This is a genomic window from Nitrospira marina (assembly GCF_059568365.1).
In genome coordinates, this window is record NZ_JCANTH010000001.1 from 296,955 (window position 1) to 309,927 (window position 12,973).

Here is a 12,973-nt window from a genome sequence, read left to right on the forward strand (position 1 = left end):
CCGATCATGTTCCTTATGTCATTCATGAAACGGTGCTTGATCCTAGGTGTGGCCTGGGCTTGGATGGCAGGTTGCCCTATTCCTGTGTATGCCCAGAACCTCACGTATACCCCCACCCCGAGTAATCCGGTTGGGCGCGCTCCGCAATCCATTACCGCGGGAGATTTCAATGGGGACGGATTGTCGGATATCGCGACGGTTAACGGCACATCCGACGACGTCTCAGTGCTATTAGGCAACGGCAATGGCACCTTTCGATCGGCTGTGTCCTTTGGAGTCGGGAAAATTCCGCTGGCGGTGGTTGCTGCAGATATGGATGGCGACGGTCTCCTTGATTTGGTCCTGGCATTAAGTGGCGCTGATCAGGTGGTTGTGCTGAAAGGTGAGGGTACAGGCCTGTTCCAGAAGCTGGCCAGCCAGGAGGCAGGCAAGGGGACGACCTTTCTAGCCGTTCGGGATGTGAATGGGGACGGGTGGAGTGATGTGGTGGCGATAAATAGCGGACGCTTTGGGTATTACCCGCCTTTTGATCTCTCGGTGCTCTTGAACGATGGGAAGGGTGGACTGTTGGCCCCTGTGACCTATGAACAGGACGGGCGAGACGGCATGTTTCCGACCGGAGTGCTGGTCGAGGATCTGACCGGTGATGGAAAACCGGATCTGAGCGTGACGTGGAGTCAGCCGAGTTGGCGATCCCCGAACGGGCTTGTTTCCATTCTTAAGAATACCGGTAATGGGAAATTTGTCCTTGAGAAGGAACTCAAGCCGGGCTTCACCTTAAGCGCGATCCAGGGGGCCGACATCAATCATAATGGATTGGTGGACCTCGCGGTGACCAGTCTCTTTTCGGATTCCGTACGCATTCTGCTCCAGCGCGAGGGAGGATCGTTTACGGAATTGGATCCCATTAAAGTGGGTTTTGCCCCGGTGGGAGTGGTGTTTCGTGATTTCGACGGAGATCAAGAGATGGACATGGTTGTGGTCAATCGTGATTCCAATAGTTTGTCGATTTTATTGGGGAATGGAGCCGGACTTTTTACCTCGGCGGGCCATTTTGGTGTCGGAGCCACGCCTTCAGCAGTGGTAGTGGAGGATTTTGATCAAGACCAATTTCCCGATCTGGCCACGGCCAGCACGAATGTCGATGGTGTGTCGGTCCTGCTTAGCGGAGATGGGGCTATCCCCCTCCCAAGCTTGAGCACGGATGCCATGGTCTTTGAGATGGAGTCGGGTCAAGAGGCGAATCCTTCATCCTCTCATCACATGATGCGCGTCTCCAACATCGGGTTGGGACTGCTCAAAATTGTGGAGGTGAAGATTACCGGTAATGAAGCGGATGCCTTTTCTGTTGCGGATAACACCTGTGCGGATGTGACCTTACATACGGGCGAATCGTGCACGCTCCAGGTCGGATTCGCTCCACACGAACCGGGAACCCACCATGCCATGCTCACGATTCACGATAATGCCAGCGGTAGTCCACGACGCGTGGTATTAAAAGGCCTGGTGAAAAGTTAAGTAGGCGCGTTCGTTTAGAATGAATTCATAGCTGTACAGCCCCTTTTACCCTTCCTTCCCATCACGCCATGTGATTTTTGCGCTTCAAACCTTCCCCATAATCCGGTATGCTCTTCTTCCATTCCTTGAATGGTCTGTTGCATATTTTAAACACCTTGCTGTTTCATCAGCATATGAAAACCCAAGGCTCACCGGAAAAAATAGTGGAGTGTTTAAAAAACTCGTCCAGTCCTGTCCAGAGCCTTCTCGAAGAAAAGGCCTCAGCCGATTGAAACGGGCGGAGCGTACGGAGGGGTACGTGAGCACGGCCAGGCGGCGAGAACGCATTGCCGCCCCATCCTGAAAGGTGGCCCATTTGTTTTCAACACTCCCCTGAAGAAGAGTGTGTTTGATGTCGACTTCCGGTCAATCCAGTCAAAATGTATGGGTGGGGATAGATATTGGAGGAACCTTTACCGACTTTGTCATCTATTCCTCCTCGGATCAATCTCTCCAGCGATTTAAAATTCTTTCGACCCCGGCCGATCCTGCGGAAGCGGTCCTGCAAGGGTTAGCCCAACTTTCCCACCATCCCGGTCGTCATATTGTGCATGGTTCCACCGTCGCCACCAATGCCATTCTGGAGCGCAAAGGGGCGCGGACGGCTCTCATTACGACAAAAGGCTTTCGCGATGTGCTGCTGATCGGACGGCAAAATCGTCCTGCGTTGTACGACCTGTTCCCTGTCATATCTCCGCCCTTGGTCCCGCGTGAATGGTCATTTGAAATCTCGGAGCGGGTGGATTGTGAAGGGACTATTCTGACGCCTCTTCAGGAACAAGGCCTCGTCTCAATTCTTGAAATGTTACGGCAAGAAGCGATTCAGTCGGTGGCCGTATCGTTTCTGTTTTCTTTTGTGAACCCTGTTCATGAGCAATGGGTGACAAAGCGATTGCGTGACGAAGGATTCTTTGTGACGGGTTCTTCCGAAATCCTGCCGGAATTTCGGGAATATGAACGTACCAGTACGACGGTGGTAAATGCCTATGTGTCTCCGGTTCTTGATACCTATTTGGGCCGTTTAGAACGGGAGATGAAACCGACCGAGTTTCATATTGTGCAATCGAACGGGGGGCGTATTTCGGTCGCCCAGGCGCGAGGGCATGGAGTCCGTTCCATTCTGTCTGGTCCGGCCGGAGGTGTGGTGGGCGCGCGATACCTGGCAGGGTTGGCGGGCTTCAACCGGATACTGACGTATGATATGGGCGGGACGTCCACGGACGTGGCATTGGTTCATGAGACGATTCATGTCACCACCGAAGCCAAAGTCGGGGGGAATCCTATCCGTGTGCCGGTCATCGATATTCATACGGTCGGTGCCGGAGGTGGCTCTCTGGCCACCGTCGATGCGGGCGGCAATCTTCGTGTGGGACCTCAAAGTGCCGGGGCTCAACCTGGTCCGGTGTGTTATGGGCGGGGCGGGACCATCCCGACAGTCACGGATGCTCATGTAGTGTTAGGACGATTGCCGACCGACGGGTTTTTAGGTGGCCGGATGAGATTAAATGTTGACTCGGCGCAACAGGCGTTTGATGAACTGAGCCGGCAGATGGTTTTGGTCCCTCGTTCCGGCCTGGATGTCCGGCAGACCTTGGCCTTAGGTATGATCCAAATTGCCAATGTCCATATGGAGCGCGCACTGCGTGTCATGTCAGTGGAGCGGGGAGAAGATCCCAGGGAAACCGTTCTGGTGGCATTCGGTGGGGGCGGCGGATTACATGCCTGCGATCTGGCCAGAGCACTGGGTATTCCACACGTGTTGGTGTCACCCATGGCCGCCACGCTCTCTGCTCTGGGCATGTTGGCTGCGGAGGTGCAATTGGATTATGTTCAGACGGTGATGCTGCCGGGAGACACGCCGATTGAGATTCTTGAGCAGTGCACGCAACCGTTGGTTGATCAGGGGCAAAAGGACTTGCATCGGGAAGGGGTGGATTCTGAGCAATGGGTTCTCTCTCGAACGGTCGATGTCCGTTATGTCGGTCAATCCTTCGACTTAGCGGTGCCGCTGACTTCAATGTTCCGCGAGGAATTCCATCGGATTCATTGTGTGCGCTATGGCTATAGTCAGACAGAGACTCCAATCGAAATCGTGAATGTACGCGTCTGTGCAGTCGGCCATGTGACGCCGCCCACCATTCCCACCAGGCCGCTAGGTTCAGCGGATCCGACTGCAGCTCAATGGGAAGATCGTCCGGTGGTTTTGCCTCAAGGGATGCAACCGGTCCCGCATTATTGGGGAGCCCGCTTACGTCCGGGACATGAAATCAATGGACCGGCCATTCTGGTTCTGGATGATACCACCATCTATCTTGGCCCCACGGATCACGCAGCGATTGATACCTATTCGAATATTCTCATAAAGGTTGGAGCCACCAATGAATGATCCCATTCGCACTGAAATGATGAAGCACCGGTTGGTGTCCGTGGCCGAGGAAATGGGTGCTCGCCTGCAGAGGGCCGCCTTCTCGCCCAACATCAAAGAACGCTGTGATTTTTCCTGTGCGGTGTTTGATGCATCCGGAAATCTGGTCGCGCAAGCGGCGCATATCCCGGTTCATCTTGGAGCCATGCCCTTGTCGGTGCAAGCCTGCCTTGAGTCCTTGACGATGGCGCCTGGCGATGTAGCCATGGTCAATGATCCCTATCGCGGGGGCACACATCTTCCCGATCTCACCGTGGTCTCGCCCGTTTTTGTGGAAGACACCTCTCCTCCCACTCTCTTAGGGTTGGTCGCCAACCGCGCGCACCATGCCGACATCGGCGGAATGTCGGCGGGGTCGATGCCCTTGTCACAGGAAATCTATCAAGAAGGGCTCATCATCCCTCCGGTCAAACTCATGGTGGGCAATAAAAAAAATGATGACATCTGGCGGATGTTATTGGCGAATGTCCGTACGCCAGAGGAACGCATGGGTGATCTCCAGGCTCAATTGGCCGCGAATCAGATTGGAGGTGAACGGATACGAGCGATGGCTGAACGGTTTGGCATGCAACCGCTGCTCGCCGAAATGGATGCCCTGCTTCGTTACAGCGAACGCATGACCCGCCAGTTAATCCGCACGTTACCCAATGGCTGCTACCGTTTTGAAGATGCCCTGGATAACGATGGATTCACGGAGAAACCTGCCGACATTCGTGTGGCCATCATGATTGAAGATGAACAGGTCACGGTGGATTTTTCTGGAACCGATGCGCAACGGCCTGGTAGCATCAATGCGGTCTACCCGGTCACATTGTCCGCAGTGGCCTATGTGTTTCGATGTGTATTGGGGTTGGATATCCCTGCCAATAGCGGATGTTTGCGGCCGGTTCAGATTATCGCGCCTGAAGGTACATTGGTAAACGCCAGACGCCCTGCCGCAGTTGCGGCCGGAAATGTCGAAACCTCCCAGCGAATCGTGGATGTTTTACTTGGAGCCTTGGCGCAAGCCTGTCCTGATCGCATTCCGGCGGCCAGCCAGGGCACAATGAATAATCTCACCATCGGTGGATGGGATCAACGACACAACCGCCCCTTCGCCTATTACGAAACCATCGGCGGTGGTATGGGGGCGGGTCATGAATTTGAAGGGGCGAGTGGACGCCACTCACACATGACCAATACCCTGAATACGCCGGTGGAAGCCGTTGAATATGCCTATCCGTTTCGAGTTTCCCGCTATGCCCTGCGCGAAGGCTCCGGAGGAAATGGGCAGCATCAAGGCGGGGACGGGATCGTGCGGACGTACGAATTTCTTCAGCCTGCCGAGGTGACCCTGTTGTCCGACCGCCGGATCACCAAGCCCTATGGATTGGAGGGGGGCGCACCAGGAGAGTCCGGTCGCAATAGCCTAAGGCAAAATGGAACCGAAAAAGATGTCAGTGGAAAATGTTCATTCCCCGTTGAAGCGGGCGATGAACTCACCATCGAAACTCCAGGAGGAGGTGGATATGGATATGGAATCAACTAGAATCGCGGTAAGTTCGGGAAGAGGGACTCCACAAGTATGGAAAACTTTAAATTAGAAACCTCATACGTGAGACGGGGTCTTCCCGCCTGATACTCCTGGACAATTCCCTCATGGAACCCATCAAAAACCTCGTATCCGAATAGATACAAAGCGTATCTTAGGGCCTACCTGAATCCTCCCCATTCTTTTCTTTGAATTTGTTATCACCGTTCCTTTTTTTTAACAGTGCAATAGTTTTAAAGAGTTAGGGTCTTTGCCCATTGGTCGTCAGCGTGAGGAATGGGTTTTGCTGTTACTTTCCAAAGGCACAGAAAAAAAGTGGATATAACAAATGAATATTATGGTTCATTGGGGCGTAGCACCTGATCGGTATGACTAATGGAAAATCTGTTAAAAGGACTTTGAGTCAACTTCAGGTGCAGGTACACGTTTTGACAACGAGCCAAAAAAAGGAGTAGACCATGCCGGCTATACAGCTTCAATTCTTTCAAGTGGGCTCATACCCCTATCCCTATGCAACGACCGGAACCGGCAGTGCGTTGACAGTCTGTCGGCGATACAACGATCCGTATCTGGCGTTTCTCACGCAGACCTCTTATGAGGATGAAATTGTGTTTTTGTATTTGCATTTGAGTGTGTCGCAAGAAGCCGGTCGCCTTCAGACACCTCCCGGTCATGATGTCATTAGCGGGATGGACTATGCCATTTTTCGAAATACCATTTGGGCCGTGCAATCGACACAGAATCAGGACACGATCATCGGCATCGATCCAGAGACGGGGAACGTCACGGATACGATTCTTGTTCCACCGAGAAGCGGGGCCGCTCTGGCATATAACGGTTTGTATTTTGTGCGTTCTGACGGCAACGTGCTCGAAGCGATTAGCAATTCCGGTGTTGTCCTGGGAAGCGTGAATGTCCCGCTTGGATCCAGCGTACAAGGGCTAACTGCAGCGCCCTGGTCGTATGTCGCCAGTGATGCCAGTCGAAATAGACTCATCGTCTTAAATGTGTTTGGAAATATTATCGCGAAATGTCCGAATCCTCCTGGAGCAGCCGGCGGGATTACTGCAGTGGCGTATGACAATATTCTGGACTTTGACCAAATCTCACAGTTGCCAACAGAAAACGGTGCGTGGGGTGATCCGGGGACCCTATATCATCCAGACACCCTTTGGAGTCCTGCACCGTGGATGATGCGGCATAACATCTATCTGGCCAATGAATTGGACCAGACGATTTACTTTGGATATTTCTACGATTAAGGCCATGAGACAACTCGGAGCCACATCCTCATTCACCCCCTTAAGGATGTTCTGCAATGCGGAAAGGGGTCAGTCATGAAAATTTCACCAGGAGGTCCATGATGATGAAACAGGCAAGACGTCGAACTCATACCATCGTTGTATGGGCTGCAGTGCTCTGCGTCCCACTTGGTGTGTGTGGCCAGTCTGATAGTAACCAGGGGATACCCATCCAAGAGGCCGGTCAGACAGGAATATTAATTGGAGAAGATAGGAATCAGGACGCCAAGTTTATTTCCTTCATGAATAATGGAAGGGTTCAGTGGCGTCTGTCTTCCACTCCATTCAAATATTCACGAGTGGATCATGGGAGTGATGTTCCGATACGGCTTGTGGCGCTTGATTCTGTTGATGGCCCACCGCCTTGTGGGGCGGATGGCTATTGTAACTTGAACGCGTGCTCTGCCGACCCGGATTGTCCCGCCGGCCTTCCCCAGCAGGAGAGTGAAAGCGAGCCCTATGAACCTCCGCATGATGAAAAAGGCATTGGGGGGTCAGTTTGGCTGACTACAGGTCCTGACGGATTTGAGGGTGGACATTCCTGTGATTTTGACAAAGGCACTTGTAACATCAAAGTGACCTGGAGTGTGCAGCCAGATAAGTATGATAAATGGAAAATCTGCTGGAAGGATTGGGGTGATACCTTTACCAACGCGTGTGACGTGAACCAAAAAATTCGAAAATTTGAAAACAATTATTATGTCATTCCTGATTTGAAGGAAGACCATCACTATCGTATTCGGCTCGAAGGTCGAAAGGATTCAAACGATAAGTGGAAATGCCTGGCAAAAGCGCGATTGCGAAATGTTCACTTGAATGGGACGAATATAAGAGGAGTTGTGCCATGCATCGTACCGTAATTTTGCTTTTGAACAGGTGGAATTTAACTCTGATCTCCTTGGCGAAGGTCGAAGGTTTGTCAATAAATTATTAGGAAAGATCGCTTTGATAAAGATCGGTTGAAAGGACACTACGAGGGGGTTACGCTGACGATATAGGTGAATGTAATTAAGTGGGTTCGTACAGCTACCCCATTTCCCATCCAATCCCGTCAGGTGCCCTCACGATTTTGTATCCCAATTTTGACTCCTATTTGGTTTTCTCCTACTTCATGGTCTTATGGGGTTAAAACGTTCATTGTCCCGCCATGTTTTACCATTACCCTTTCAATGTTTTAGCTTGATAAAAGTTGCAGCCAAGAGAGCTCATGGCTATGCACACTATGAAATATTGCTAGAACACTTTTCCTCAATTTCCCGCTAGTGCTCCTGCCTGGGTAAAGTTGTCCTCCCACAGGCCGATAATGCAAAGGGCATTGTTCTCCGGGTATTCCCCAAAAATCTTTTAGTCAAAGGTCTTCGCATATTTCAACACTCCCAAGAATGCATGGAATGAGGTTTTCCACTCCATGCCGCTATTGAGTGACTTTGATTGAAGGGTTTCTGGAGATTCTCATCAGGTTGGGGGAACTTCACAATCCTCACCAAGGAAACACTCACATTTTTCTCAGGAGGGTTTAACAATGAGAACCACGATATTGTGTGCGGGTTGTCTTGTTTTTAGCATGGGAATGGGAAGTGTTGTGAGTCAGGTGAATGCTCAGGAGATTTGCCGAACGGCCGGATTCTGGGGTACCCATGCAGGCGAGGAGAAGTCTGGTAGTACGAACATTTCTGAAGAAGTTATCCGAGCCTGGTTGTCAACCGTCAATTCCTATGATCAAACGGCGACGGACAAGTGTACCTATGAAATGGATGGCACGGTAATTTGTAATTTTGAACCGCCAGGCCAGGCGGGAAGTCCGAAAGCCTGTCGAGATGCGAAGAAGAATGACATCACCCTGTTGCATAATTTCCCTATCGGATATGAGGGAATTGATATTTGTGGACAAATTATTTCCGTAGACCCCAATGGCGCTGGCCAAATTCCTCCCGTTCTCGAAGCGTTATGCGTTTCCCCAGGTGGGAATTCGAAACTTCAGCTCGGTCGCCAATTAACCGCCGCAGCGCTGAATTGCCTGCTTAGTGGAGGGGGGAGCGATTGCACGGGTACCTCCATTCAAACAGTCTTTGCATCCTGCAATTCGACCTGTGCGGTTTCCGGCCAGGAAGACCAGGTAAACACCTGTATTGAAAAATTGGATTGCTTTAACAACGGTGGGGCATGGAATGAAGATGATCCTCAGGCCATGTATTGCCAAATGGATGTTGCAGAATCCTGTCATGACCAGCCACTGATCGGAACGGTCATGAGCAACTCCGGAGAACCGGAGGATCCTGGACTCCCCCCTCAGTAATTTCCAAGGAGGTTCCTGATGCAAAAAGCCCTAAATTCCTGGACCAGAGCCCAGGAATTTTGGGGCCTTGCCAGAAAATATTTTGTTTGGAAGGAAGGAAGGGATATTTCCAGATGGAGAAGCTCGTGGTATTCTTTCTTCGAGCATATTAAAGGGCAAATTTCAGATTGAAATGAGGTGTCGTTAGGGTTTTTTATAGAATAAGCTCTTGGCTGTAAGTTTGTCTCGTGACCCCTGTCTATAGAATAAGGAACTTCCATCCCGCGAACGTGTGTTCTCTTTCATGGCCGAGCTGAAACCCGGGAATCGGGTTTCACTCATCGATTCCTGCAGCGAGCTATTGCTCGCCTCTTTCCCACATTAGTTGTGCCCCTTTCGACGCATCCTCCGAGTCCCGCTAAACAACACTTCAGGCATTATGGTGTATCGGGACCTGGAATTTCCCACCGTATGTTACCAAGATTTCTCAAACGAATATCCCGTCTGCCATCAGACCGGAAAAACTTTGCGCCGGGGATCAAGCAGTCTGGTTTCAGGCATGTGAATGGTTCCGGAATTCTCTTAAGGTTTTCTGGATACTTTGTCGATGTAGGTAACGGTTTTTTTGACTTTCGGTTCGGCGACTTAATTCCCTTTTAATCACCATTGTCACAGGAGTGGAATGTGCAGACCAGTTTGGTTGATTCCGGGTTCGAAAATGAGAAAGTTTCTGTTCTCGCATGTGCTCCATCGCTTCGCCATGAGTTGTCGGTGGCCGATTGTCGTGGTCTGACCCCAAAACTCGAGCAGTTCCTGGCCGGTCGTCCTGATACACCGTTTTTAGCCCTGGACCTTGAACAGGTCCGAAAGAAGTATCTTGAGCTTCAAGGAGAATTTCCTCATGCAGCGATTCATTATGCGGTGAAAGCCAATCCTGCCCCGGAAATTATTCAACTGTTAGCCACGTTGGGGTCACGATTTGATATTGCAAGCCGGTATGAACTGGACTTGTGTTTGTCTCTCGGGGTCCCGGCCACCTGGCTGTCGTATGGCAACACGGTTAAAAAAGAGGTGGATATTGCGTATGCCTTTGGCCGCGGGGTCAGGCTCTTCGCCTTTGACAGTGAGGCCGAACTCGAAAAATTGAGTAGACAGGCGCCTGGTGCGGGAGTGCAGTGTCGAGTCCTGAGCCAAGGGAAACACGCGGATTGGCCTCTTTCTAGAAAATTCGGCTGTGACTTGACCATGGCGTATGATTTACTCCTCAACAGTCGTAACCTCGGGTTGAACCCCCTGGGAGTGACCTTCCATGTGGGGTCTCAACAAACCGATCCGCAGGAATGGGTCGAGCCTCTAAAGGTGGCTTCGGAATTGTACCGCCAATTGAGGAGACAGGATCTTGAGCTGGAATGGATTAATATTGGCGGAGGACTTCCGGCTACCTACCAAACGACTCTTCGGCCATTTTCGCACTACGCCCAAACCATTCAACAGGCTCTACAGGAATCATTTGGTGTCACGCCTCCTCAACTGATGATTGAACCCGGTCGGTTTCTGGTGGCGGATGCGGGAGTGATCCAGAGCGAGGTTATCCTGGTAGCTCACAAATCCCGAGAAGATCTTCGGCGATGGGTGTATCTCGATATTGGTAAGTTTGGCGGTTTGGCTGAAACGATGGATGAATGTATTAAGTACCGGCTACGCACCTTCCGTGAGGGTCCAACGGGACCGGTGATTTTGGCGGGTCCCACTTGCGACAGCGCGGACGTGTTATATGAAAAAACCTCCTATGAGTTGCCTCTGAATTTGGCTATCGGTGATCGAATCGAAATTTTAAGTGCCGGTGCCTATACCAGCAGTTACGCCTCTGTGGGGTTTAATGGATTTCCTCCCTTGCGGACCTACTGTCTCTAACGGATACCCCCGTTATGGTAATGGGCTCGTTCCATTGGTCATCAGGGTTCGCAGGCCGGTGATTTATTTCCTTTGGTTTTCACCCGTCTTTTACTGATTCAGATAGAGCTGCAGGGGGGCTCTCCTAGAGCTAAAAGGCCTGGACCTCGACCTTCTCGGTGGACGAAGAGGACTGCCTACATTTCAGGCAAAGAGGAAAGAGTAAGTTGTCTCAAACGTTCCTTTTTTAATACATTATATAGAATGCTAGGGGCTTTTTCCGGAAAAACTAGGGATTTCACTAGTTGTGCATGAGATAGAAACTCTTATTTACTCTTTAGAAAGATCTAAAGAGCACTGAAATACATTAGTGGGAGAATTATCTCTATGATAGGGAAAATGGATAGAAACCAGGGAGGGTTCGATGTCCAGGGAACGTTGGTCGAAGGCCATGTGGGAAGAATTCCTGAGCAGGATTTTTTCAGGGGATCATGTCTCGTTTATTCCCCATAAAATCTTTCGCTGGGATGAAAATGGAATCTATCAGGATTGTTTTTTCCCTGTTCCCTGTCAACACCTTTTAGGTGGAGAGCATCTTCTTGGACGGACCATCAAGGAGGTCTTACCTAAAGACTCAGCCAGAAGTTTGAAAAAGGCCCTGATCAAAACTCTGAAAACCCAACGGCCGCAGGATGTTCAATTGGTTTTTCCTACCCTGGGAAAGACGGTTGTCGCGGTGGTCCGGTTATTTCCTTATGAGTCTGAGGCATTGGGCTTCGTAACAGATCATTACCTAGATGGGTGTCCCGTCATCTCGGTTTCCCCGCAGGATCCCTCCTTGTCCTTTCTGAAAAGCTCCTCGACTTATACCATGTAATTCGTGTGGGAAAAATCTTCTGAAAATTTCTCGCGATGACCGGGCTGGCAATTGGTGGGAATTCTCTGCGGTTGTCCTGACAGGGCTGCTGCATCTTGTATTCAAGAGTTTTGATGCCAAGGGACTCTTTATAGCCTTGGCGGGCATTAGTTGGATGAGCTATGTAGTCTGGCAGGTTCGGCAAGATCCGACGAGGTGGAAAGGGTGGGGATTTCGCACCGACAATCTTCGACAGGCCTTTATGTGGCCATCGGTGTTATTTGCCGGGTCGGGATTAGCCATGGCCTGGTATGGCATAGTGGCCGGTCGAGAGCTCTGGCAAGGCCACATGCTGTTGCTGTTGTTCCTATACCCTTTGTGGGGAATTCTCCAACAGTTTCTTGTGCAGGCGCTGGGTATCGATAATCTTATAAAAATATTTCCTCAGCATGGCCTGTGGCTGGCCATTCCCATTGGGGTGATTCTGTTTGCCCTGGTCCATTTCCCCGACTGGTGGCTGACGTTGGCCGCCGGCCTTATGGCCTGCTTTTTTATCCCGTTCTATACCCGTGATAGAAATCTTTGGCCGCTGGGACTCTATCATGGCTGGCTGGGCACGTTTTTTTATCTCTGGGTTCTTGGCCGCGATCCTTGGGTATCCGTTTTCGGAGGATAACCACCCACTTGACGAGTTTGATGAGAGCGGAGTAGAAAAAGAACCATTGTTGTTTATGTGAAGGGAGAGGAATGGCTATGGAAAATAATCCGCTCGTAATTTCTGATCAAGAACGGTTGCAGCTTTTGTATGAACGGTTTCGGGATGTGTGTTTGGTGGAAAAGGAAGTGTGGACGGAAATCTATATGCCCCGGCAAACGGAGAAGGGCATGGTGCTCACCAATCAACACGAATGTTATGAAGTGATCATTGATGATGAAGCGGTTGAAAATGCACTGGAGGCCAATATTCCCTTAGGATCGAAGGCGTTGGGCGCGGCGATTCAGGAGTATAAAGACCATATTTCGTTTCGAAAAAAATAGTTCGTCGATGCGAGCAAGGTGCATCAAAGCCTGATGGTTACCGCCATGACTATTGCCAGCTCTTCTCCAGCCTTGATATCAATGTTCTGCAGGGTGC

At 50.8% G+C, this 12,973-nt stretch carries 11 protein-coding genes; 10 read left to right on the forward strand and 1 reads right to left on the reverse strand.

Annotation, left to right across the window (positions count from 1 at the left end):
• The first annotated feature begins 24 nt into the window (after nt 1-24).
• The gene (locus LX98_RS01310; RefSeq protein ID WP_496427183.1) at nt 25-1,518 is read left to right on the forward strand and encodes an FG-GAP-like repeat-containing protein; all 1,494 of its coding nucleotides are present in this window, start codon (nt 25-27) and stop codon (nt 1,516-1,518) included.
• Nucleotides 1,519-1,532: 14 nt separating this feature from the next.
• On the opposite strand, the gene LX98_RS01315 is transcribed toward LX98_RS01310, so the two are convergent.
• Nucleotides 1,533-1,661, reverse strand: coding sequence for a hypothetical protein (locus LX98_RS01315; protein ID WP_496427184.1), 129 nt, complete (start codon nt 1,659-1,661; stop codon nt 1,533-1,535).
• 248 nt (nt 1,662-1,909) lie between these two features.
• Here LX98_RS01315 and LX98_RS01320 point away from each other — a divergent pair, with 248 nt between their 5' ends.
• From LX98_RS01320 to LX98_RS01360, 9 genes are all read left to right on the forward strand, one after another.
• Nucleotides 1,910-3,943: a hydantoinase/oxoprolinase family protein gene (locus LX98_RS01320; RefSeq protein WP_496427185.1), complete on the forward strand. Its 2,034-nt coding sequence runs from the start codon at nt 1,910-1,912 to the stop codon at nt 3,941-3,943.
• Nucleotides 3,936-5,510 carry a hydantoinase B/oxoprolinase family protein gene (locus tag LX98_RS01325; protein WP_496427186.1) on the forward strand — a complete coding sequence of 525 codons (1,575 nt, stop codon included), beginning with the start codon at nt 3,936-3,938 and terminating at the stop codon, nt 5,508-5,510. The genes LX98_RS01320 and LX98_RS01325 overlap by 8 nt, the downstream gene beginning before the upstream one ends.
• Before the next feature lie 461 nt (nt 5,511-5,971).
• Entirely contained in the window at nt 5,972-6,775 is an 804-nt protein-coding gene (locus tag LX98_RS01330; protein ID WP_496427187.1) for a hypothetical protein, read from the forward strand.
• A 98-nt stretch (nt 6,776-6,873) separates the two neighbouring features.
• The gene (locus LX98_RS01335) at nt 6,874-7,674 is read left to right on the forward strand and encodes a hypothetical protein (protein WP_496427188.1); all 801 of its coding nucleotides are present in this window, start codon (nt 6,874-6,876) and stop codon (nt 7,672-7,674) included.
• A 662-nt stretch (nt 7,675-8,336) separates the two neighbouring features.
• Nucleotides 8,337-9,110, forward strand: coding sequence for a hypothetical protein (locus LX98_RS01340; RefSeq protein ID WP_496427189.1), 774 nt, complete (start codon nt 8,337-8,339; stop codon nt 9,108-9,110).
• 663 nt (nt 9,111-9,773) lie between these two features.
• Nucleotides 9,774-11,003, forward strand: a complete 1,230-nt coding sequence (locus tag LX98_RS01345) for a type III PLP-dependent enzyme (protein WP_496427190.1) — start codon at nt 9,774-9,776, stop codon at nt 11,001-11,003.
• Nucleotides 11,004-11,406: 403 nt separating this feature from the next.
• Nucleotides 11,407-11,859, forward strand: coding sequence for a PAS domain-containing protein (locus tag LX98_RS01350; RefSeq protein WP_496427191.1), 453 nt, complete (start codon nt 11,407-11,409; stop codon nt 11,857-11,859).
• Nucleotides 11,860-12,013: 154 nt separating this feature from the next.
• The gene (locus tag LX98_RS01355) at nt 12,014-12,514 is read left to right on the forward strand and encodes a CPBP family glutamic-type intramembrane protease (RefSeq protein WP_496427192.1); all 501 of its coding nucleotides are present in this window, start codon (nt 12,014-12,016) and stop codon (nt 12,512-12,514) included.
• Nucleotides 12,515-12,591: 77 nt separating this feature from the next.
• The gene (locus LX98_RS01360; protein WP_443147570.1) at nt 12,592-12,876 is read left to right on the forward strand and encodes a hypothetical protein; all 285 of its coding nucleotides are present in this window, start codon (nt 12,592-12,594) and stop codon (nt 12,874-12,876) included.
• The last annotated feature ends 97 nt before the right edge of the window (nt 12,877-12,973 follow it).